We start from the raw sequence: 23,174 nt of genomic DNA, 5'->3' as shown, positions 1-23,174 counted from the left end.
TTACAGTAGTAGTGTAAACACAAGTTGACAATTCATATCGTCAATACCTTCCCATATCAGGCAAATTGTGTCAGTCTTGGTTGACACTATTCAGAGGGTCGCGTTGTGACGCAAACCGTCAGCCTATCATTCTTCCGCTTTGCCGGGCCGTTGGCCCGCGCCTGGGCGTTGGTGATGATGGGCGGTGCGCGCCTGCCCTTGTCGCGGACACCGGACATCAAGTTTTGGAAACTCTGCGGTTCGGGCACTGGCGAAGGCTTCACGCCCGTACCCAACACAGCCGTCTATGCGATCCTTGCCACATGGCCGGATGCCGAAACTGCGCGGGAACAAACACAGTCAGGCATCTTCGCGACATATCAAAAGCGCGCCGCCGAAAACTGGACGGTTTTCCTGCACACGCAAACCGCACGCGGCGCATGGTCTGGGACTGCCCCGTTTGAACCATCACCGATCGAAACCAACGGTCCATTGGCGGCGCTGACACGCGCAACGATCAAACCATCCATCGTCGCAAGGTTCTGGCGACGGGTCCCGAATATATCCGAGGTGATCGGCAAAGACCCCAATGTCGCCTTCAAGATCGGTATCGGCGAAGTGCCGATGCTGCATCAGGTCACCTTTTCCATTTGGCCATCCGCAAAAGCCATGGATGGTTTCGCCCGCACCGGCCCCCACGCAGAAGCGATCCGCGCAGTGCGTGAAGAAGGCTGGTTTCGCGAAGAACTCTACGCCCGTTTCGCGGTCCATTCCGATCGCGGCACGTGGAACGGCACCTCACCCCTAGCCAAACTTGAGGCCAGCACATGACCCCATTCCCATTTTCTGCCATCGTCGGCCAGGACGAAATGAAACAAGCGATGATCCTGACAGCGATTGACCCCAGCATTGGCGGTGTTCTGGTTTTCGGGGATCGCGGGACCGGAAAATCAACAGCCGTCCGCGCATTGGCCGCCTTGCTGCCGCCAATCAAGGCGATCAAGGGCTGCCCCATCAACGCTGAAAAAGCCAAAGATGTGCCCGATTGGGCTGGATTAGGGTCGAAACGCAGCCATCAGATGCCTACACCCGTCGTTGACCTGCCACTTGGCGCGACAGAGGACCGGGTAACAGGTGCGCTCGATATCGAAAAGGCGCTGACAAAGGGTGAAAAGGCATTTCAGCCCGGATTGCTGGCGAAGGCGAACCGCGGTTACCTTTATATTGATGAGGTGAACCTGCTTGAGGATCATATCGTTGATCTGCTGCTGGACGTTGCCCAATCCGGCGAAAACGTGGTCGAGCGCGAAGGGCTTTCCATCCGCCACCCCGCCCGTTTTGTGTTGGTCGGCTCTGGCAACCCCGAAGAAGGGGAATTGCGCCCACAGCTTCTGGACCGTTTTGGCCTTTCCGTCGAAGTGGCCTCCCCGAAAGAGATCGAAACCCGTGTTGAAGTCATCAGACGCCGCGACGCTTTTGAAAATGATAACTCCGCTTTCATGCTGCGGTGGCAGGCCGAAGATGCGGCGATCAGAGAACGCATTTTAAGGGCAAGAAAGGCTCTAACAAAGCTCAAAACGCCTGAAAAGACACTCACAGACGTCGCAGAGCTTTGCCTCGCACTTGGCTCTGACGGCCTGCGCGGAGAGTTGACTTTGCTCAAATCCGCCCGCGCCTATGCCGCCTGGCGCAACGACACCGCATTGACCCGCGCGCATGTTCGCGACGTGGCACCGATGGCCTTGCGCCACCGCTTGCGCCGCGATCCATTGGATGAAGCAGGCAGCGGAACACGGGTCGCGCGGACCGTGGAAGACGTCCTTGGCTAATCAAGCATGGCATCACGCGACGCTTGCGTTGCAACTGCTGCGGATTGATCCGGGGCTGGGCGGAATGTGCATTCGCGCACGGTCCGGGCCGGCGCGCGACAGGCTGACGGCCATGATCGATCCCGATGCGCGGCGGCTGCACCCGGCGATTTCGGACAAAGCACTTTTTGGCGGGCTGGACCTGTCAGCAACGCTCGCGTCCGGGCAATTGGTACAGGAAAGCGGTGTTCTTTCGGCGCCCGGGACGTTGGTTTTGGCTATGGCAGAGCGGGCCACAACCGGCCTCGCCGCGCGACTGGCTGTTGCCTTGGACAAAAAAGCGGGCCATGCGTTGATCGCCTTGGACGAAGGGGCAGAGGTTGATGAAACGCTCAATCCCAAATTGGCGGAGCGATTGGCGTTCCATGTAGACCTTTCGGATTGCACGATAAGGGAGAGCGGCACGGCAGTGCCCGGCGCTGTGGAAGTTCCGCTAGGGGACGTCGCCATGCCCCCAAACACATTGGAGCAGATCACACGCTTCGCCGATGATCTGGGGATCGACAGTATGCGCGCGCCGCTCTTTACGCTCCGGTCGGCAAGGGCACATGCGGCTCTGTTTGGGCGCAATAGTGTCACATCTGAAGACATTGAAGTGGCCTGCGCGTTGACTTTGGCGCATCGGGCAACGCGGATGCCTGCGCCAGAAATGGAGGAGGATACGCAGCCTCCACCACCTCCTGACCAGACTGATAAGAGTGAAGGTGAAGACACGCTCAATCTGCCAGACGAGCTGCTTTTGGACGCCGTGCGTGCGCTGCTGCCCGATAACCTGCTGGATCAGCTGACGGCACAAAAAGCCCGCGCCGGCCGTGGCAACGGCACAGGTGCCGCCCGCAAGGGAAATCGCCGTGGCAGACCGCTGCCCTCACGTGCCGGGCGGATCAGCGACGGGGCGCGGATTGACATCATCGGCACATTGCGCGCTGCGGCCCCTTGGCAGACAATCCGGAAGCAGGCGTCTGGCCGGGATGGGCTGCAGATCAGACCTGCCGATATTCGGATCAAACGGTTTGAGGAAAAATCCGATCGCTTGCTGATCTTTACAGTCGATGCGTCAGGATCATCTGCGCTGACCCGGTTGGCCGAAGCGAAAGGCGCGGTCGAATTGCTCTTGGCGCAAGCCTACGCACGGCGCGATCATGTCGCGCTCGTGGCGTTTCGCGGGACGGAGGCAGAGTTGCTTTTGCCGCCAACGCGGTCGCTGGTGCAAACAAAGCGGCGGCTGGCAGGCTTGCCGGGCGGCGGCGGCACACCACTTGCGGCGGGAATGATGACAGCCTTTGACCAGGCAACCCAAGCCACGCGACGCGGTTTGACCCCAACGATAGCGATCCTGACCGACGGGCGCGCAAACATCGCGCTGGATGGCAGCGCCAACCGCAAACAGGCGGCGACGGATGCGCAACAAATCGCGCGCGTCCTGCGGACCCACGGTATCGACACCATCGTCATCGACACGGGCAACAGGCCGGAACCGGGCCTGCGCAACCTCGCGCAGACGATGGATGCGGCCTATCTTCCGCTGCCGCGCGCCGATGCCGCGCGTTTGTCCAAATCGGTCGCAACTGTGTTGGGGGACTGATGCGCTGGCCGGATGATGCCAAAAACTGGCCAATGGTCGCATATTCACGCCAAATCCTGCATCGGCCGCATCGTTGGCATGTGCAAGAGGCGGGCGACGGGCCGCTGATCTTGCTGATCCACGGGGCAGGCGGGGCCACACAAAGCTTTCGTGGGATTTTTCCAATTCTTGCGGCGACGCACCGGGTTGTTGCCGTGGATTTGCCGGGGCAAGGCTTCACCCAACTTGGCGCCCGACAGCGCTGCGGGCTTGACCAAATGGCAGAGGACCTCTTGTCGCTTTGCCGCAATCAGGGCTGGGCCCCTGATCTGATCGTGGGGCATTCCGCCGGTGTCGCAATCGCCTTGCGGATGTGGGAACTTGGGCTGCAAAGCAAACGCGGGATTGTCGGGATCAACGCCGCCGTGGGCAATTTCAAAGGCGTCGCAGGTTGGCTTTTCCCGATCATGGCAAAGGCCTTGGCCGTCACACCGTTCAGCGCCAGCATCTTTGCATCCACTACCACGCGCGCAGCAGTGCGCAACTTGGTGAAAGGCACCGGCTCGCGGCTGGAACAGGACGAGCTAGAGCATTATTATCAGCTGGCCACCGACAAGGCGCATGTCGACGCAACGCTCTGCATGATGGCGCAATGGTCGCTGGACGGCTTGCTGGCGCGGCTTGATCGCATTGACTGCCCGGTACATCTGATTACCGGTGAAAATGATAAAGCCGTCCCACCTCAGGTCAGTGCGCAAGCGGCAGCCAGGCTTCCGCAAGCCCGGCTCACGGCGCTACCGAAGCTGGGTCATCTCGCCCATGAAGAAGACCCGGCCTTGATTGCAGAACTCATCCTGAAGACATGAAAAAGGGCCGCCAAGGTTTCCCCCGACGGCCCACAAATCATCTGGCAAGTCAGCGCTTTAGCTGTCGCCTTCTTCTTCCTCTGCTTCCTCAGCGCCAAATGTCGCGAGGAAGGCATAGATATCATACGCCTGATCTTCCTGCCGGACCTGATAGGCCATCTTGCCACGCGCGCGACGGTTCTCGAGCGTCTCACGCAACCAACCTGTTGGATCCTGTACAAATCCGACGAATGCTTCCTCGGTCCAGACCGCGTCAGCCTCCCCCATCTCAACCAACGCGTCGCTGTAGCGGAAACCTTCGATAGAGCCCATCGTGCGTCCAGCAAGGCCATAAAGGTTGGGGCCGGTTTTCGCATTGCGGCCTGCCAGCACTTCACCGGATGCATCAGCAACAACGTGGCACGCCACGCACTGGCGGTTAAACTGCTCTTCACCGGCGACTGCGTCGCCAATCGTTACGGCGTGTGCGTCAGCAAAAGCAGGTGCGGAAAGCACAGCAAAGGCTGCTGCGAGTGTAAACTTGTTCATGATCGTATTCCTCTTCGATCTGGTTTCGATGACCGTTCGCCCCAGTCAGGCTTTATTGTAATGCAACGCAACGGGTGGTCCACCCCTAACGTCAAAAGTTTGCGTGATGGGCGTCAGGCAACCGCATGTGCCAAGGCACATTGCTTCCACAATACCCTTAACGCATTGATAAGATGATCGATATCGGTATCATTGTGAAGCGGTGACGGCGTAAATCGCAGCCGTTCTGTGCCTTTGGGAACGGTCGGGTAATTGATCGGTTGCACATAAATGTCCCATTCGCGCATCAAGTAGTCAGCCAACATCCGGGTTTTCACCGGATCACCGATCATGACAGGAACGATGTGGCTGTCGTTCTCCATATGCGGAATGCCTTCGCGATCCAGTGCCGCGCGAAGGCGGGCAACCTGGCGGCGTTGCTGGGCGCGCTCAATCTGGGATTCTTTAAGGTAAGCGATGGACGTCCGCGCAGCAGCGGCAACCGCTGGCGGCAATGCGGTCGTAAAGATAAAGCCCGACGCAAAGCTGCGAATGAAATCACAAAGTGCTGCGGAGCCGGTGATATAGCCACCAACCACGCCGTAAGCCTTGCCCAACGTGCCTTCGATCAAAGTAATCCGGTCGGCCAGACCTTCACGCTCACTGACACCGCCGCCGCGCGGGCCGTACATGCCAACGGCGTGAACCTCATCAAGGTAGGTCATTGCGCCGTATCTCTCTGCGACTTCGACAATTTCCTTGATCGGGGCAATGTCGCCATCCATCGAATAGACGCTTTCAAAGGCGACAATCTTCGGCACATCCGAGGGCAGAGCGCGGAGCTTCATTTCCAGATCATGCACATCGTTATGCTTCCAGATCACCTTATTGGCGCGGGAGTGGCGAATCCCTTCGATCATGGAGGCATGGTTACCCGCATCCGACAGGATCACACAATTTTCCAACCGGCTGCCCAAAGTGCTTAGCGCGGCCCAGTTCGATACATAACCTGACGTAAACAACAACGCAGCTTCCTTGCCGTGAAGATCGGCCAACTCATGCTCAAGCAGCAGATGGTCGTGGTTGGTGCCGGAAATATTGCGGGTGCCGCCAGCGCCGGTTCCGGTCCGCTCAACGGCTTCACACATCGCCGCGATGACTTTCGGATGTTGGCCCATGCCAAGGTAATCGTTCGAACACCAGACCGTCACATCCCGCACGCCTTCTTCGGCATGGTTCGCGGCCCTCGGGAACTTCCCGCACTTGCGCTCAAGCTCGGCGAAATACCGATAGTTACCTTCGTCTTTCAGCTGTGTCAGCTGCGCATTGAACAGGGCGTCAAAATCCATCGAACTTATCTCTCTTTTTCCGTCATCGTTTTGGCGCGGGCAACATCCAACGCCAGAGTTTCGCATCGGGCAATGGCACAACCATCAACCAGTGTTCCAAAAGGGCCAAAGCGGCCATCGCCGTCAAGAGGGCGTAACCCACAACCATCACATCAGCACCTGCAGTCCAGAGCCGCTCTGCGCAGACGGCCAGAAGCGCGGTCAATACCGTGATAGCAAAAGGAAATGCGAGCGTCACGGGGCCGTGCCGGAAATATGACTTCAAATGCAAAAGGCGATCAGGCACGAATTCCAGATTGATGCGGGGGACACCAAAAAACAGGTTCAGCTTCGCCAGAATGCGGGCAACAAACAGGACCAGATAAGTCGCAAGTGCAACGCGATTGTCCGCACCATTTGAGGCAACAACCAACCCCCAAAGACCCAAGGTCAAAGCAAGCTCATGATAGGCAACAGCCTGAAAGGCGCGAAAGAAACGATCGCGCAGCACGAGCCCGGGCGGGCATTCATCGCGCTGTGGTCCGGTAATCACGCCCGCCAGAAATGCCAGCTCGATCCAGCCCCAAATCGCCAGAGCCCCGGCAAAGCCAATGTAGGCGCCGACGACACTGGCATCCGTCAGTGATGCGCCGACGGCCCACATGCCGACCACCAAGAGCGGCAGTCCCATGAACACTGTCATGCCATGAGAACCCAACCGATCCGCCCGCCGGACCGCCACCAAAATCGCTCCGGTGGAAAACCACCAGACAAAAATAGCAATCAGCGATGCGATCCAGGGCGAACTCATGCAACTTCTTCCGAGTAAAAATATCCCGGAGGTGTGGAGGCAGCGCCTCCACTGATTTTCGTTATGAAAATCAACGCCCCCATCAATAGGCTGGCTCCAAACGCGGGCTGTCAGGCACAGCATTCTTATGAACAGGAATGGTCAACAGCGAAACAAAAGCAAAGCCCGCCTTCGCAGATCCGACCATGCGCTTGGCCCAACCGCCAAGGCCACCTTGCTTGCGGCCCTCGGCAATCTGCACATTGGCGTCCTGCATCCGGTTCAATGTCGGCTCCCAGCGCGGATGGTCGATATCCAGCGTCATCGGGAACACCTGCTTGGTAATCTCCGATGTCTTGCGAAAGACTTCCTGGCCGTACCATTTGGGGTCAACGCCCAGCGCCTTGTGGAATTCGGGACGCTGGTGATCGCGCACCCACATGGTCGAAAACACCGCCGTCAGGAAAAACTTGATCCACATCTTGTTGGCCCGGGTTTCGGTCAACTTCGGATCGGTCTTCAGCAGCAGGGCGAATGCCTCACCATGTGAAAACTCATCATTGCACCATTCACAGAACCACTTGAAGATCGGATGGAACCGCTTGTCGGGGTTCGCCTCCAGATGGCGATAGATCGTGATGTAACGCGCATAGCCGATCTTTTCGGACAGGTAGGTCGCGTAATAGATGAACTTGGGGCGGAAATAGGTGTACTTTTTCGCCTGCGTCAAAAAGCCGAGGTTCACCGCGATACCCGCTTCACGCAGCGCATCATTGATGAAGCCAGCATGGCGGGCTTCATCACGGGCCATCAGTTGAAACAGCTCCGTGATGTCTTTGTTGGACCCACGACGCTTCATTTCTTTATACAAAACGCAGCCGGAAAACTCTGCCGTGCAGCTGGAAATCAAAAAGTCGATGAACTCTGCCTTCAGCGCAGGCTCCATCCCGTCCCAGTCAACTTCGTCCCAGTCTTCATTCTTTTTGAAGTGGCCCTTGTTGGGGTCTGCTTTCATCTGACCGATCAGCACATCCCAATCTTCGCGCACCGGCGTGACATCAATCGCGTCCATCTCATCGAAATCAGTGGTATAGAAACGCGGGGTCAGCAGCGTGTTCGACATCGCCACCTGTGTGGCTTCTTCATTGGTCAGCGGCGGTAAGGCCTCTTGTGCGGCAATTGCCTCTTCTGCGGTGGCGGCGTTGGATGAATGCATGTTCATGACATCACCTCTTCGCTGAAGGAGAACTCACAAAGCTCCATGAATTCCAGATCACCGGTTGCACGGGTCCAAAGTTGTTCCAGCTTGGAGGCGCGGGTGATGACCGCCGTGCGCTTTTCCTCGATCATCTCACCGAAGGCGGCCATAATCTCAGGCCCTTGAACCTGCACCGTATCGCCGGGGTGAATGACGGCACCATTGTCCAGCCGCACATGCGCGGACAATTCTTCAAACCGGTGCGAGATCGTCACCGTGCAAGGTGCGGTCTCTTTCTCTCTCAATAGTAGTCCCATGTGAGTTCCCTTTCACATTGCAGCGCAGGGGGCGAGCCTGCGCGCGGTTTCAGTCCAGCAGCTTGGCAAAAGCGGCGACGTTGTCTTTTCCATAGCCGATCAGTTCAATCCGCAAATCGGTGGTCTCATCAATGATTGCCACATTGCCGTTTTCGCGGCGAAGAACTGTGATCGGTGCGTTTTCTTTCAGGTCATGAACCGCCCTTTCACGCTCTATCGCAAGGCCAATTACCCCGATAAACCCACTCAATTCATCGGCAGAGGACGCGATCAGCGTGCCGTCTGTTGTCTTGACATCGAAAACGCCGCTGCGGCTCCCCTCCAGCACGATGTCGCGCGATTGCACGACCGGCGCCTCAACCAGAACACCGCGGTTGGGCACGTTGAACCATTGCGCATAAGCAACCAGGGCGAGGCTGGCCACCATCAGTCCAAACATCGCCTGCACCAGAAAGCGCGGGACCATTTCCTTATCGCGGTGACGCATTTGTTGTTCAAGTTGGGACATGATGCTTACTCCGCTGCGACGGCGTTGCCGTCTTGTTGGCTAATACGTTCAACGCGTGGTTCGGAAATGCGGGTCTCGGCGGCTTCGGCAAAGATACGCGCGACGTTTTCGGCATCCGGAATACAGCGCAGTGCGGGCTGGGTCCGCGCAATGCGCCAGGGCCGGACATGGGGCCAGGACATCAGGTAGGACACGCGCGTGTTGCCGATCAGCTCAAACGCCAAAGTCCCGTGGCCGGACGGTTTGAGGTCCAGTTTCGCGGTGCCGATCCACGTATAGGGCAGGTTCAACGTCATGGTCAGCGCCGCCCCGATCCGCATGGCAACACGCTTGTTGGTCAGCGTGTAAACGGTTGAACGGGCCTGCACATAAGCAATCCCATAAAGTACCGCGCAAGCAAAAATGCCAGATAAGACAAAGGGCACGCTATGCATGATGGCGATACTGAAGGGCACATCGGCAGAAGAGACGCCAACACGCCAGAAAGTCAGCAGCACAAAATATCCCATCACCCAACGGAGGCTCAACGCTTCACGCGCCAATCGTCTGTGGTCAGGGGCACCCTGCCACAGGATATACTCATCATCTGGCAACTGCTCTGGCAGCCCCCTGATCGGCTCAAAATTGAAATCGTCATGGCTCATGGCATGTTCCCTCTGCGTCTCATGGTGGCCCCGTTGGCGAACCGGGATCACTGTTTCGTTTCATCTTGTTCAAGATCAGGACGCGTACATCGTTCCGCCGGCGTAATACGCCATGATCTTGTCTTCCTCGAGCAAGGTCACCTGCTCCATGCTTTTGGTGGCTGGCACGCCGTCCCAATTGCTGGCCATCAGCGACCGGACGACAACGCGGTCGGTTCCGATCTTCGCCATGTTCATCGGGATCAGGCGTGTTTTTCCGGTACCTTCGGGGTTCAGATCAACCGTCAGGAAGCGGACCATCTGCTCTGGCACATCGACCCACATATCGGTGATGCGGCCAACCACTTCACCGTCCCGGCCAACAACCGGCAGACCACGCGGGTCGCGACCCGCAGAAACCTTGAAGTCTGCCAGACCCGCCATCGGCTTGATCTTGACATGGCCGTGGGCGTCAAGCTCCGGCGCATCACGGCGCGGCGCCCAAGCCGCAGGACCGACCCCGTCAACCATCGGATCACCTGTCGGTATCCAAGGCGACCCTGTGGACACCGAAGATTGCGCCAGGGCCAGATCGGTGCGCATCTTGCTGTCCTCGTATTCACGCGAAGGCACTGTCAGCTCACCGCGCCCATCGCGCAGCTTGAATGTCTTTTCCTTTGGCAACGGAAACAGGCTTTCGTTGGCCGGTACGCCATCATTGTCGTCACGCAAAGGATAGCCTTCGCGCATGTTTTCAGTCTGGAGGTAGTAAACCAGCCCTGCAAAGAAGATCCAGAAGAGCCATATTGCTGCGCTCGCCAGATCGAAGTTTCCAAAAAATTCTACACCAACCATTGTGTTGTCCTTTCGGTGGTTAGGTCGGGAAATCTGCCAATCCCAGCTTGGCAGACCCCCGCGGGTTTATCGGCCGCAACCGCACAAGCGGCCCCAGCACAATCAGAGTGAGGAAAAGAAGGCCAATTTCGGTGTGATAAACGACCGAATAGCCAGTGGCAGGCGTGGCGAGCGCCTCTCCCAGGGTGCCGTTCCCAGCGGCATGGTTCACGAGGTCACGCATGGTACCCCCGATAAAGATGGACAGCCCGGCACCGGTGGCTTGTGCAGCCCCCCATGCGCCAAGGGCCAAACCACGACCGGCATTGCCAAGCGTGGGCATTGTCATGGCGGCCGTCAGGGTTGAAACCCCGAACAAACCACCCCCGAAGCCGATCAAGGCGGCCCCGAGATAAAAAAGTGCAGGCGACCCGATGGGCGCCGAGAATATGACTGCGGTGAAAGCAAGAATACCCGCCAATATCCCGCGCGCGCACATGCGGTAAGGGTCCATGCCGCTTGCCAGCCAGCGCGCGGCGAATGCAAATGCAATCAGCGCGCCACCGGCCCACATCGCAGTTAGCAGGGTTGTGGCCGAAACAGACAGACCGAGGATTTCACCGCCATAAGGCTCCAACAGGACATCCTGCATGTTGAACGCCATGGTCCCAAGAAACACCACCGCCAACAAACGGCCCGCATCACCACCAGCGGCAAGGTCAGTCCAAGCGTCGCGGAATGTCGGCGATGCCTCTTCCCGCTGGGCTTTGGTCATCGGTTTGACCTTTTCCTGCTTCCACAGGGCAATCAGGTTCAAAAGCAAAGTCACAACAGCTGTGCCCTGCACAACCTGCACCAAGCGCAGTGCAGAATAGTCACGCAACAAAGCACCGATAATGATCGCGGCAAAGGCCATGCCAACAAGGTTCATGACATAAAGAAGGGCCACAACTTTGGGCCGGGTATCTTCCGTCGCACGATCTGCTGCTAGCGCAAGCCCCGCCGTCTGCGTCATATGCATCCCGAAACCGGTCATCAAAAACGCAAGGGCGGCACCCACGTAGCCCGCAATGGGCAGGTCCAGCGTGCGATCACCGGACAGCACCAAAAGGGCCATCGGCATGATGGCAAGACCGCCAAACTGCCACATGGTGCCAAGCCACAGATACGGAATACGCTTCCAGCCAATCGCCGATTTGTAATTGTCGGATTTATACCCAACCAGCGCGCGCAAAGGGGCCACCAGTACCGGCAAGGCAATCATCGCCGCCACCAGCATCGCACTGATGTTCAGCTCAACAATCATCACGCGGTTCAGCGTGCCGAGCAGCATCACAGCGGCCATACCAACCGAGACTTGAAACAACGACAGGCGCAGCAATTGGCCAAGCGGCAGATCATCGCTGACCGCATCGCCAAATGGCAGCAAGTTCACTGAGATCTGTTTCAGGGATGCAGCTTTAAAGATCACACGGCCCCTCCTTCGAATGCCACCGCATTCGAGATGTAGAAACCGGATTTGATCCGCGCTATGTCGGTCAACGCGCCTGCACCCTTCAGCGCCTCATCAATCGCAGCAACTGTCTGCGGGATCATGACAGGGCTGCGATCTGCGCGCGGGAACATCTTGCCCACACGCCACATCGCCATCAGCGCAGGCGTGCGCGGCGCAATCGTGAAGACGAACTTGCCGTTCAAACGCGGTGCGGCCTTCTGCAACAACGCCGCAATGTCATCGGCGCTGTAGTAAATCATCGAATCCATCGCAAGGATATGATCGAACCGGCCCGTCGTCTCATCCAGCATATCGCCCGCGATCCAACTAATCGTACCGGGCAAATTGGCAGGCATCCGCTTTTGCGCAATCGCCACCAATGCAGGTGAGATATCAACGGCAACAACATCCGCGCCGCGCTGGGCAAGCTCCACCGCCATGGCACCGGTACCACAGCCCGCATCCAAAATCCGCGCGCCGCGCAGGTCTTCGGGTAGTTGCGCAAGCATCAGCGCGCGCATCTTGTCACGCCCCGCACGCACGGTCGCGCGCACACCGGAAACGGGCGCATCTGATGTCAGACGCTCCCAAACCTTGGTGGCGCTTTGGTCGAAATAATGTTCGACCCGATCGCGTGTGGCGGCGTAGTCAGCCATCAATCAAACCCAAGCAATTCAAAGATTTCACGATCCGGCAAAGGCGCGGGCGCCAACGGCTCTGTGCCGTTCCAAAGCGTCTCTGCCAGACGGATGTATTCCTTGCGGACCTGCACGATTTCTTCGTCGTCAGGCATTTCAAACAAGGTCTTCTTCTTGAGACGGCTCCGGCGGATCGCATCCAGATCAGGCATATGGGCAATGCGGTTGAAACCAACAGTGTTGCAATAACGATCAACCTCATCGGTGTCCTTGCTGCGGTTGGCAACACAGCCTGCAAGACGGACTTTGTAATTCGCAGACTTGGCTTGAACGGCTGCAATGATCCGGTTCATCGCATAGATGCTGTCAAAGTCATTGGCGGTCACGATCAAGGCACGGTCAGCATGCTGAAGCGGGGCGGCAAAACCACCGCAAACCACGTCACCAAGCACGTCAAAGATCACGACATCGGTATCTTCAAGCAGATGATGCTGTTTCAGCAGTTTCACCGTCTGACCGACAACATAACCGCCACAGCCGGTCCCCGCAGGGGGGCCACCGGCCTCAACACATTTCACGCCGTTGAACCCATCAAAGATGAAGTCTTCGGGGCGCAATTCTTCAGAATGAAAATCAACCTCCTTGAGGATGTCAATCACCGTCGGAACAAGCGTGCCTGTCAGGGTAAAAGTACTGTCATGCTTGGGATCACAGCCAATCTGCAGGACACGTTTGCCCAACATCGAAAAGGCCGCCGACAGGTTCGACGATGTCGTCGATTTGCCGATGCCGCCCTTGCCATAAACGGAAAACACCTTCGCGCCTTCAATCTTGGCATCCTCTGGCTGATGGACTTGTACAGACCCTTCACCATCCTGACCACGCAGGTTCGGAATTTCATCTCTGGGGCTCATGAGAGCCTCCTTTCCATCAACTTCTTTTGTTCAAAAATACCTCGGGGGTCGTGGGGGCTGGCCCCCCGCTTACAAGACCTGACCCAGGCGCTATTTCGTGTCGCAAACATCATTCCGCTGCCACCCCTTCCATCCGGTCTTCAAGCGCGTCGGCGGCATCTTGAAGAGCTGCAAGGGTTGCGTCATCAGGAGCCCAATAAGCGCGGTCAGAGGCTTCCAGCAGACGGTTCGCCATCCGCATGGAGGCCTGCGGGTTCAGCGCGGCAAGGCGCTCGCGCATCGCATCATCCAAAACAAAGGTTTCGGACAGACGCTGATAGACCCAAGGCTCTACTTCACCAGTGGTCGCCGACCAACCCATGGTGTTGGTGACATGGGCTTCAATCTGGCGGACACCCTCATGCCCATGATGAAGCAGCGCTTCATAGAACTTCGGGTTCAGACTGCGGCTGCGGGTCTCGAGTGCGACCTGATCCTGCAATGTGCGCACCTTGGCCGCGCCACGGGTCTGATCGCCAATATAAACCGGCGCGCTCACGCCGCCTTTTGCACGTTTCACAGCCCGCGAAATACCGCCAAGCGTATCGAAGTAGTGGTCAACGGTCGTGACGCCCAACTCAACAGATTCGAGGTTCTGATATGCGAGATCGACATCTTTCAACGCCTTCTGCAACAACTCAGGGTTCTGCGAAGCCTTGCCATTCACGCCATAAGCAAACGACTTGCGCGCTTCATACGCGTCAGCCAGTTCATCTTCACCACCAAAGGCAGAGCTATCAACCAACTGGTTCACATTGGCGCCGTAAGCACCCTCGGCATTGCTAAAGACACGCAAGGCAGCTGTTTCAAGATCGCAGCCCATTTCATTAGCGTAGGCCAAAGCGTGGGCACGAACGAAATTCTGGTCCAGCGGCTCATCTGCCGTGGCACATTTCAACGCGGCTTCCGCCAGCATACGGGTCTGCAACGGCAGCAAATCACGGAAAATCCCCGACAGGGTCATGACAACATCAACGCGCGGACGGCCAAGCTTTTCAAGCGGGATCAGATCCGCGCCCGCCAGACGGCCAAAATTATCGAAACGTGGCTTTGCGCCCATCAAGGACAACGCCTGCCCAATCGGGCCGCCATCGGACTTGATATTGTCAGACCCCCAAAGCACCAAAGCAACCGTGCGGGGAAGGCTGGCATGGGTCTCAAGCAGTAAATCCGCCTGCTTTGCGCCTTCGGACATGGCAAAGGCCGTCGGCATACGGAATGGATCAAAAGCATGGATATTCCGGCCCGTTGGCACAATCTGCGGTGAGCGGATCAGATCACCACCCGGAACAGGCGCGATATAATGCCCCGAAAGTGCGCGCATGAGCGCGGGCAATTCATGGTCAACTTTCAACAGCTCTGCCGCATGGTCAGCCGCTTCGCCTTGGGGCATCAAACGGATCATATCCGCACGGGCGGCATTCGACAAAGGCTTGCCAACAACATGCAGACCTTCGGTTATCAAAGAGCCTTCGGTCTCCAACAGCTTCAACCACAGCTTGTCGATATCGCGCGCATTCAGATCGACAGCATTCGCCTGATCGCGGATCAACTGTTCAAGATCTGCGCGCTGGTCATCCTGCGCGGGCATTTCACGCCAGCGGGTCAAGCTATCCTTCAACTCCGCCAATCCCTTATAAAGGCCAGCGGTCGTCAGCGGCGGCGTCAAATGCGTGATCGTGACAGCGTTTGAGCGGCGCTTGGCCAAGGTCGCCTCGGAGGGGTTATTGGCGGCATAAAGATAAACATTCGGCATCTCGCCGATCAAACGATCCGGCCAGTCGCGCGCGCCCAAACCAGCCTGCTTGCCGGGCATGAATTCGAGCGCGCCATGCATCCCGAAATGCAAGACGACGTCAGCAGAAAACGTATTGCGCAGCCACAAGTAGAACGTTGCAAAAGCATGCGTTGGCGCAAAGCCCTTTTCAAAGAGCAATCGCATCGGATCGCCCTCATAGCCAAAGGCAGGCTGAACGCCGACAAAGACATTGCCAAAATGCTTGCCAAGCACATAAACACCACGGCCATCTGATTGTATTTTACCGGGGGCCGGGCCCCAGACAGCCTCAATCTCAGCAAGCGGAGGCGTGGTGCGCACAATCGTATCGGCATCAACATGGGCTGCAACATTGGCCTGCTGGCCATATTGCGTGGCATTGCCCAAAAGGATTTCAGCGCGCAAATCATCGACGGTTTCAGGAACATCGACGGTATAGCCATCAGCCTTCATCTGCGTGAGCGTATTAAAAAGGCTCTCGAATACACTCAGATAAGCCGCCGTACCCACGGCACCGGCATTCGGCGGGAACCCAAAAAGGACCACGCCAATCTTCTTTTCGGCATTCTGCTTGCGCCGCAATTGCGCAAGACGCAGGGTTTTTTCAGCAAGGCTTTCGATCCGCTCATGGCACGGCGCCATCGCTTTGCAGTCAGAAACGCTGCGGCACTGGGCCGGACATCCGTCGCAGCCGTCAAGGCCGTGACGACCACCAAAGACCGTTGGGTTCGTCGCACCATCGATCTCCGGCAAGGCAACCAGCATTGTCGTTTCAATCGGGCCAAGACCCTGCCCGCTTTGCGCCCACTGACCAAGGGTCTGAAACTCTAGCGGCTGGGCGGCAATATAAGGCACATCCAAGGCTGAAAGGACCTTCACCGCGGCGTCGCTATCATTGTAGGCGGGACCACCAATCAACGAAAAGCCCGTGAGCGACACCATCGCATCAACACGGCCCTGGAAATACGCCTCAATCGCGGGGCGGCCATCAAGACCACCGGCAAAGGCAGGAATGACGCGCATTCCCTTTTGCTCAAACGCGCGGATGACGGCATCATAGTGCGCACAATCAGAGGCGAGGATATAGGACCGCAACATCAACAAGCCGACTGTGGCCGTCGGCCGCATAACATTCGGCAATTCGGCAAGGTCAGTGACGATATGATGATCTGGCAAATCAGGGTGATAAAGCCCGACATCAGGATATTCGATCGGCAGATCAGCAGCCGCGCCATGCCAATCCGCACGATCCGCATAGCGGCCGATCAGAAAACGGATCATCTGCTCTACGTTGTCGTCAGAGCCACCAAGCCAGTATTGCATCGACAAGAACCAGGCACGCAAATCCTGCGCCTTGCCGGGGATCAACTTCAAGATCTTGGGCAAACGGCGCAGCGTCTTCATCTGCTTGGCGCCGCTATCCGCGCTCGCCTTGGATGAGCCGCGCAACTTCTTGAGCAACGCCATCGCGCCGCTGGCTGGCTTGGACATGTCCAAATCACCCATGCGGGTCAGTTTCACGACCTCGGCATCAGCAATCACGCCAAGCATGGCATCACAATGGTCGCGGCGGGCCTGCATCGCGGGCAAGATCGCCTTCACGTGTTCCTCAAGGAACAGCAGGTTGGCAATCACGATATCGCCGGCGGCAACAGCATCTTGCGCACGCCGCAATGCCTCCGGGCTTTCAGACCACTCTGCCGCGGCAAAAACCTGGACATCCAGCCCCGGAAAATCAGGGGCAAGACGCGAAGACACCCGCAAGGCAGGGCCTGCCGCATGCGCATCCAGCGTGACAATGACCACGCGGTAGGGTTTTTGGATCACCTCATCGCGCATAATGGGCCTTTGCTTCATAGAGCGTATCAAGACTGATCTCATGCAGGCCCTTTTCGGCGGCAAAAGTCTCTGTATTGCGACGGGCTTTGCCACGCACAAAGAACGGGATTTTCTTCAACTCACGTTCGGCATCCGATAACCAAATCACGTTATCTGGCAGCATCTCAGGCTTCTTTTGGCCTGAAATATCCCCGCCGGAGGCATCCTCACTCGGCAACGGGCTATGCCCACCGTGATGGCTCGGCCCGGCAGCATCATGGAATTCAAAATCATCGCGGAACATCGTCAAAAGATGCTCTTCCAGACCCATCACAAGCGGATGGATCAACGTGTCGAAGATAACGTTTGCGCCTTCAAACCCAACCTGCGGGGAATAACGGGCAGGGAAGTCCTGCACGTGGACGGGCGCGGAAATCACAGCACAGGGGATACCCAAACGCTTGCCGATATGACGCTCCATCTGCGTGCCAAGGATCATTTCAGGGCTCAGACGCTCAATCGCGGCCTCAACTTCCAGATAATCATCTGTGATCAGCGCCTCGACGCCGTATTCTTTCGCCAAAGCACGGATCGGACGGGCCATTTCACGGTTGTAACAACCGATGCCAACCACTTCGAAACCCATCTCATCACGGGCAATGCGGGCATGGGCCGCGACATGGGTGCCATCACCAAAGATGAAGACGCGCTTGCCGGTCAGATAGGTACTGTCGACCGACCGCGACCACCAAGGCATGCGCAACCGGCTTTCGTCGATCTGCGCGGACAGGCCGGTGATCGCAGCAACCTCTGCAATGAAGTCGCGCGTCGCGCCAACCCCAATCGGCACGACCTTGGTGAACGGCTGGCCGTGGTTCTTTTCTAAAAACCGCGCGGCCGCTTCGCCTGTTTCAGGCGACAACAACACGTTGAAATGCGCCGCTGGGAGGCGTGCAATATCCGTTGGTGTTGCATTCAAAGGGGCCACGACATTCACGTCGATGCCCATGTCAGACAAAAGACCCGTCAACTCTTCAACATCATCACGGGCGCGAAAGCCCAGTGCTGTTGGCCCAAGAATGTTGCAGGTCACACGTGCGCTGCGTTCATGCGGCTGCGCGAGGTGTTTGACGATCTGATAAAACGTCTCATCGGCGCCGAAGTTTTCCTTGCGGGAATAGCTTGGCAATTCCAATGGAATGACCGGAATACGCAGCCCCATCGTCTCAGCCAAACCAGCCGGATCATCTTGAATAAGCTCTGCGGTGCAAGAGGCACCCACAATGATCGCCTCAGGATCAAAGCGATCAACGGCATCCTGACAGGATGATTTGAACAACGTTGCGGTATCTGCACCCAGATCACGCGCCTGGAATGTCGTATAGCTGACCGGTGGACGATGGTTGCGGCGTTCGATCATCGTAAACAGCAAGTCCGCGTAGGTATCGCCCTGCGGCGCATGCAAAACGTAATGCAGGCCTTTCATCGCGGTCGCCACGCGCATCGCACCGACATGCGGTGGGCCTTCATATGTCCAGACGGTCAGCTTCATGTGCAGACCTCCACGTCACGATTTTCGGGGCGCTGCCCCGGACCCCGGAGTTTTCCGGCCAAGATGAAGGGCGTATTCATTCCGCTGCCTCCATCTGGAGGAGCGACTTGCGGCGCACCGGGCGCGAGAAGAGACCCGCGAGATCACCGGCCTGTTCGTAGAAATGCACCGGTGTGAACACCAGTTCGATGGCCCATTTTGTTGTCAGCCCTTCGGCCTCAAGCGGATTGGCAAGGCCAAGGCCGCAAACTGTCAGGTCCGGACGGGCCGCACGCGCGCGGTCAAGCTGCTTGTCCACGTCCTGCCCTTCAGAGATTTGCGGGCCTGCGGGCAATAGATCCAGATCAGGGCCATGCAGCGCGTCATGAATATAGGGGCTGCCGACCTCAACCGCCGTCATGCCGCATTCGCGGGTCAGGAACCGCGCAAGCGGGATTTCAAGCTGGCTGTCAGGGAAGAAGAAGACGGATTTACCACGCAATGCTTCGGCAGCTTGGGCAATCGCCTTGCGGGCACGCGCACGTGGGGCGGCAGTGACGGCTTCAAACGTTTCCTCGCTCACGCCGAACTCATTGGCGATCGTGCGTAACCAAGCCGTTGTGCCTTCGTCGCCGAACGGGAAGGGTGCCGCAAGATGGCGGGCACCGCGACGCTCAAGCGCGGCATGTGTGTCGCCAAGGAAAGGCTGGGTCAGCGCAAAGACCGTGTTTTCGCCAATGGCCGTCGTGTCATCAATCCGCCGCGCCGGGAGCAGGCGGATCGGGCCAATGCCCATATCCGTCAAAAGCGAGACCATCTGATCCTCGACAACGTCAGGCAACGCGCCGACCAGCAGCAATTCCCGCTCTGTCGTGTCCTTCAGGACCGGCACCATCGACGCGAGGCAAGCGTCTTCGCCTTCGGTGAACGTCGTTTCAATGCCGGAACCGGAATAATTCAGAACCCGCACATGCGGTGCGTGAACCTGGCTCAATCGTTCAGCCGCGCGTGCCAGATCGATCTTAATGACCTCAGAGGGACAAGAACCAACAAGGAAAAGCTGCCGAATGTCGGGACGCCGCGCCAGCAGGCGGGCGACTTCGCGGTCCAGCTCTGTGTGGGCATCTGCCATGCCGGCCAGATCCTGCTCCTCAAGAATCGCCGTGCCGAATCGTGGTTCAGCGAAAATCATCACGCCCGCCGCCGATTGCAACAGATGCGCGCAGGTCCGAGAGCCGACAACAAGAAAGAATGCATCCTGCATCTTGCGGTGCAGCCAGATGATGCCAGTGAGCCCGCAAAATACTTCGCGCTGGCCGCGCTCCTTGAGCACGGGCGCCGTGCGGCAGCCACCTTGGGTCGGGGTCAACGGAATGTTCATTTCCGCCCCTCCGCGTCCAATCGCGCAAGGCGCAATTTCCAGACAAACTGGGTGGCGTTAATCACGTAGGCTGCATAGGCGGAGAGCGCCAAGTACATCAGCTGCACCGCGCCTAGCGCAGCCGTGAACAAGGCGAAAATATAGAGCAAATGCAACGCGATAACCGCAAAGCTGAAAACGTCTTCCCAGAAGAAGGCAGGCGCAAACAGGTACTGCCCGAAGACCACTTTTTCCCAGATTGCGCCGGTAACCATAATCAACAACAGAGCCGCAGTTTTTACCACGATTGAGAGGGTAGCGATTTCAAAACCAACACCGGTCGCGAGATAGCGCAGAACGAGCCAGAGCGAGATCAGGAAAACAACAAACTGAACCGGCGCCAGAAGGCCCTGCACGAGGGTCCATTTGGTCGCATCTCTGCGGGCTCTTTCTGCGTCGGAATACAAACGGCGCCCAACCGGGCGGACATCATCCGTATTCGTACTGACGGTGGTCATGTAAGGCTTCCCTGACAGCTTCTTGTGTAAAGTTTAAGTGTCATTCGTGGCATGTGTCAACTTTAACTTACACTTTATTGAGGCGCGCCAGGCATCGGTTTTCCGATCGCTTCAATCTACAATATGCTTTTATTTTAACATGGTTGGGTGTGTTAACCCATTTGTGAATTCAGCTTATGTCAATTTACTTTGACATACCCTTGCCCTCATAGAAATTTACGCATATTGCTGCTATAAGAGCCGAAACGACTAATTCAGCCCATGGGATGGCAGATGGCCGATCATCGGAATGCAGACGTCAGGAACGATCCAGCCGCCGGAATGTCCGGTGCGGCCCATGAATCGGCGGCATCTTCGATGCGCGAGGCCGCGCCTTCGCTTGACCCTGCCTGTGTAACAGCCTTGGAAGCTGCGGTCCTCAGCCCGCAACACGACGCGCCAATAGCCGCAATTCAGGATCTGATTGCGTCCGGCATCAAGCCCACCGTAATCGCGGATCATTATATTCCGGCTGTTGCGCGCATTTTGGGCGACCAATGGTGCATTGACCAGTTGAGTTTCGCTGACGTGACGATCGGTTCTGCCCGTTTGCAGGCAATGCTGCGGTCCCTGGGGCCAAATTGGTCCGGCGAAAACGCATCGAAGCCTGGCCCTGCCTCTATCTTGCTGATTGTGCCCGAGGATGTTCATCACACGCTCGGCGCGCTGGTTTTGGGTGGGCAGTTGCGCCGGAAAGGGGTCTCGGTCAAATTGGTATTAAGTGCCAAGAACCAGGACATTGCCAATTGGATCAAGCTTAGCACTTACGATGCGGTGTTCATTTCGTCATCGCGTGGCGAAAGCCTTGAATCGCTGCGCCGGATCGTAGATGTTGTAAGGAATGCTGCTTCGACGGCGCCGCCCATTGTGGTTGGCGGGTCCATTCTGGACGTTGAGACAAAAGAAACTGTAACGGCGCTTACGGGAGCGGACCATGCCACTCGAATTCCACAAGAGGCTCTAGAGCTATGCGGCCTCCTCATTTCCACGCAAGACGACGCACACCTCAAGTTCACGGTCTGAACATGACGTTGGCCTCGCATCAGGCGCTGCGACCTTGACGTCCCGGGGTACAAAATACTGGAATAGCGGCGCGATACCGCTGATCGCACCCGAAATTCTTGGTGATATTATCGCACAGGTCGCGGATGTCGGCGTTGTCATCGATGAGGATGGCACTGTCCTGTCTGTATTGGTGAACCCGAACAATCCCGGATTTCAGGGCATGGTCAGTTGGGAAAACAACGACTTGCGTCGTTTCCTTGCCGAAGAAAGCATCCCGAAATTTGACAACCGGCTAGGTGAATTCCTGGACGAGAACGGTGCTGTCCGGCCCGTTGAAATAAACCACCTTGATCCCGACAAGCGCTGGGGCTCGCCTGTGCGCTACAGTTTCCACCGGATTGGACCCGATGGCGCGATTCTCTTGCTTGGGCGTGACTTGCAGCCGATTGCCGAGATGCAGCAGCAGCTTGTTGAGGCCCAGATCGCGCTGGAACGCGACTATGAAGTGCAGCGCGAATATGACACGCGCTTCCGCGTCTTGATGGAAAGCACAAGCGAGGCGATCTTGTTCGTTTCCGTTCAATCTGGCGAAGTCACAGATGCAAATGCTGCGACATTTGCGCTTCTGGATCGATCCGCAGAGGAAGTCATCCGCCACCCGCTGATTGACTGCTTTGAAAGCCGCGGGCGCGGTGATCTGATCGAAAACCTCGCCAGCCAGGCAATGTCGCAACTGACCAAGGAAATCACCGCCGATATTCGCGGAAGCGGTACATCGGTGAAGATCCTTCCGACGCTTTTCCGCGCTGCCGGAGATCGGATTTTGCTGTGTCGCCTGATCCCCGCTGATGCTGTCAATGTGCCCAGCGACGATCTGAGCAAGAACATTCAGGGTCTTTATAATGACGGGCCAGAGGCGATCGCTTTTGTCTCCGACGCGGGCGATGTGCTGTCTGCGAATGACGCCTTTCTTGATATGATCGATGTAGCCCATGACATCAATGTCCGGGGCCGCAGCTTTGCAGATTACCTGCAACGTGGCAGCGTGGACTTCAAAGTCATGGCCGAAAACGCAAGTCGTGCGGGAAAGATGCGCAACTACGCAACCAAGCTGGCCGGTGAATACGGCAGCCCCCGCCCTGTTGATATTTCGGTGACGCGCTTGCTTGCTGGCAAGAAGACCGTCTTTGCCTTCGTTATTCGTGACGCCGCCCGCGTTGACGCCTCGCAACCCAAAGCGAACCAGTCGCGTGACGAAAGTATGCGCTCTGTTGTGGAATTGGTTGGCAGCGCCTCGCTCAAGGATATCGTTTCGGAAACAACGAATGTTGTTGAGAAGATGTGCATTGAGACCGCGGTTGAACTGACGATGAACAACCGCGTCGCTGCCGCTGAAATGCTGGGTCTGTCGCGGCAGTCGCTCTATGTGAAACTGCGCAAATTCGATCTGCTCAGCCGCGACACCGACGACTAACGTCACCACATCCCGACATTGCGCATGGCCCGGTGACGCCGTTCGGCTGTCTCGCGCTCAATCTCAATATTACTGCGGCGCCCTGATGCCTGCTTGAAATGATCGGGCGCGTCCCAGCGTGATTTTTGCCGGCCCATTAGAAGCGCATCCGCGATAACTGTAAGCATGATCTGTCCTTTCATTT

22 protein-coding genes are annotated in these 23,174 nt (G+C 57.4%); 6 read left to right on the top strand and 16 right to left on the bottom strand.

Translation table 11 applies throughout. From position 1 onward, the window contains the following. Nucleotides 1-105 precede the first annotated feature (105 nt). The 4 genes from crtA to bchO are packed head-to-tail and all read left to right on the top strand — an operon-like array spanning nt 106 to nt 4,277. The gene (gene crtA / locus ACFDSS_RS00755) at nt 106-810 is read left to right on the top strand and encodes a spheroidene monooxygenase (RefSeq protein WP_375253838.1); all 705 of its coding nucleotides are present in this window, start codon (nt 106-108) and stop codon (nt 808-810) included. Next, nucleotides 807-1,808, top strand: a complete 1,002-nt coding sequence (gene bchI, locus ACFDSS_RS00750) for a magnesium chelatase ATPase subunit I (protein ID WP_375253837.1) — start codon at nt 807-809, stop codon at nt 1,806-1,808. The genes crtA and bchI overlap by 4 nt, the downstream gene beginning before the upstream one ends. Next, complete coding sequence (locus ACFDSS_RS00745) at nt 1,753-3,432, top strand: magnesium chelatase subunit D (RefSeq protein WP_375253836.1); 1,680 nt, start codon at nt 1,753-1,755, stop codon at nt 3,430-3,432. The genes bchI and ACFDSS_RS00745 overlap by 56 nt, the downstream gene beginning before the upstream one ends. Beyond that, nucleotides 3,432-4,277 (top strand): alpha/beta fold hydrolase BchO, encoded by an 846-nt coding sequence (gene bchO, locus ACFDSS_RS00740; protein WP_375253835.1) that lies wholly within the window; start codon nt 3,432-3,434, stop codon nt 4,275-4,277. Before ACFDSS_RS00745 ends, bchO begins: the two co-directional genes overlap by 1 nt. Nucleotides 4,278-4,334: 57 nt before the next feature. Here the strand turns inward: bchO and ACFDSS_RS00735 are convergent, their stop codons facing one another. From ACFDSS_RS00735 to bchF, 15 genes are all read right to left on the bottom strand, one after another. Then, nucleotides 4,335-4,805 (bottom strand): c-type cytochrome, encoded by a 471-nt coding sequence (locus ACFDSS_RS00735; RefSeq protein ID WP_375253834.1) that lies wholly within the window; start codon nt 4,803-4,805, stop codon nt 4,335-4,337. 113 nt (nt 4,806-4,918) lie between these two features. Continuing rightward, a complete protein-coding gene (gene hemA, locus ACFDSS_RS00730) occupies nt 4,919-6,133 on the bottom strand; it encodes a 5-aminolevulinate synthase (RefSeq protein ID WP_375253833.1) in 1,215 nt (404 codons plus the stop codon). Between the two features lie 22 nt (nt 6,134-6,155). Further along, entirely contained in the window at nt 6,156-6,923 is a 768-nt protein-coding gene (gene puhE, locus ACFDSS_RS00725; RefSeq protein WP_375253832.1) for a putative photosynthetic complex assembly protein PuhE, read from the bottom strand. An 82-nt stretch (nt 6,924-7,005) separates the two neighbouring features. Next, complete coding sequence (acsF, locus tag ACFDSS_RS00720) at nt 7,006-8,124, bottom strand: magnesium-protoporphyrin IX monomethyl ester (oxidative) cyclase (protein WP_375253831.1); 1,119 nt, start codon at nt 8,122-8,124, stop codon at nt 7,006-7,008. Next, entirely contained in the window at nt 8,121-8,417 is a 297-nt protein-coding gene (locus tag ACFDSS_RS00715) for a hypothetical protein (RefSeq protein ID WP_375253830.1), read from the bottom strand. The genes acsF and ACFDSS_RS00715 overlap by 4 nt, the downstream gene beginning before the upstream one ends. Before the next feature lie 49 nt (nt 8,418-8,466). Then, a complete protein-coding gene (puhC, locus tag ACFDSS_RS00710) occupies nt 8,467-8,925 on the bottom strand; it encodes a photosynthetic complex assembly protein PuhC (RefSeq protein WP_375253829.1) in 459 nt (152 codons plus the stop codon). Between the two features lie 5 nt (nt 8,926-8,930). Continuing rightward, entirely contained in the window at nt 8,931-9,569 is a 639-nt protein-coding gene (gene puhB / locus ACFDSS_RS00705) for a photosynthetic complex putative assembly protein PuhB (RefSeq protein ID WP_375253828.1), read from the bottom strand. Between the two features lie 75 nt (nt 9,570-9,644). Then, nucleotides 9,645-10,403, bottom strand: a complete 759-nt coding sequence (gene puhA, locus ACFDSS_RS00700; protein ID WP_375253827.1) for a photosynthetic reaction center subunit H — start codon at nt 10,401-10,403, stop codon at nt 9,645-9,647. A gap of 19 nt (nt 10,404-10,422) precedes the next feature. Further along, nucleotides 10,423-11,853, bottom strand: a complete 1,431-nt coding sequence (locus tag ACFDSS_RS00695; RefSeq protein ID WP_375253826.1) for a PucC family protein — start codon at nt 11,851-11,853, stop codon at nt 10,423-10,425. Beyond that, nucleotides 11,850-12,533: a magnesium protoporphyrin IX methyltransferase gene (gene bchM / locus ACFDSS_RS00690; RefSeq protein ID WP_375253825.1), complete on the bottom strand. Its 684-nt coding sequence runs from the start codon at nt 12,531-12,533 to the stop codon at nt 11,850-11,852. Before bchM ends, ACFDSS_RS00695 begins: the two co-directional genes overlap by 4 nt. After that, nucleotides 12,533-13,429: a ferredoxin:protochlorophyllide reductase (ATP-dependent) iron-sulfur ATP-binding protein gene (gene bchL, locus ACFDSS_RS00685; RefSeq protein ID WP_375253824.1), complete on the bottom strand. Its 897-nt coding sequence runs from the start codon at nt 13,427-13,429 to the stop codon at nt 12,533-12,535. The genes bchM and bchL overlap by 1 nt, the downstream gene beginning before the upstream one ends. A gap of 109 nt (nt 13,430-13,538) precedes the next feature. After that, nucleotides 13,539-17,084: a magnesium chelatase subunit H gene (locus tag ACFDSS_RS00680; RefSeq protein ID WP_375253860.1), complete on the bottom strand. Its 3,546-nt coding sequence runs from the start codon at nt 17,082-17,084 to the stop codon at nt 13,539-13,541. Further along, nucleotides 17,074-18,615 carry a ferredoxin:protochlorophyllide reductase (ATP-dependent) subunit B gene (bchB, locus tag ACFDSS_RS00675; protein WP_375253823.1) on the bottom strand — a complete coding sequence of 514 codons (1,542 nt, stop codon included), beginning with the start codon at nt 18,613-18,615 and terminating at the stop codon, nt 17,074-17,076. The genes ACFDSS_RS00680 and bchB overlap by 11 nt, the downstream gene beginning before the upstream one ends. 76 nt (nt 18,616-18,691) lie before the next feature. Beyond that, nucleotides 18,692-19,975 (bottom strand): ferredoxin:protochlorophyllide reductase (ATP-dependent) subunit N, encoded by a 1,284-nt coding sequence (locus ACFDSS_RS00670; protein WP_375253822.1) that lies wholly within the window; start codon nt 19,973-19,975, stop codon nt 18,692-18,694. Next, entirely contained in the window at nt 19,972-20,472 is a 501-nt protein-coding gene (bchF, locus tag ACFDSS_RS00665; protein WP_375253821.1) for a 2-vinyl bacteriochlorophyllide hydratase, read from the bottom strand. The genes ACFDSS_RS00670 and bchF overlap by 4 nt, the downstream gene beginning before the upstream one ends. Nucleotides 20,473-20,745: 273 nt before the next feature. On the opposite strand from bchF, the gene ACFDSS_RS00660 reads away from it, so the two are divergent. Further along, nucleotides 20,746-21,534: a B12-binding domain-containing protein gene (locus tag ACFDSS_RS00660; RefSeq protein ID WP_375253820.1), complete on the top strand. Its 789-nt coding sequence runs from the start codon at nt 20,746-20,748 to the stop codon at nt 21,532-21,534. A gap of 34 nt (nt 21,535-21,568) precedes the next feature. After that, nucleotides 21,569-22,990: a transcriptional regulator PpsR gene (gene ppsR, locus ACFDSS_RS00655; protein ID WP_375253819.1), complete on the top strand. Its 1,422-nt coding sequence runs from the start codon at nt 21,569-21,571 to the stop codon at nt 22,988-22,990. A gap of 2 nt (nt 22,991-22,992) precedes the next feature. Here ppsR and ACFDSS_RS00650 read toward each other — a convergent pair whose 3' ends face one another. Next, nucleotides 22,993-23,157 (bottom strand): hypothetical protein, encoded by a 165-nt coding sequence (locus ACFDSS_RS00650; protein WP_375253818.1) that lies wholly within the window; start codon nt 23,155-23,157, stop codon nt 22,993-22,995. Between the last annotated feature and the right edge of the window lie 17 nt (nt 23,158-23,174).

The organism is Yoonia sp. (genome assembly GCF_042093035.1).
GTDB lineage: Bacteria > Pseudomonadota > Alphaproteobacteria > Rhodobacterales > Rhodobacteraceae > Yoonia.
Note: the sequence above shows the minus strand (reverse complement) of the source record. Positions and strands in the feature narration are given on the sequence as shown.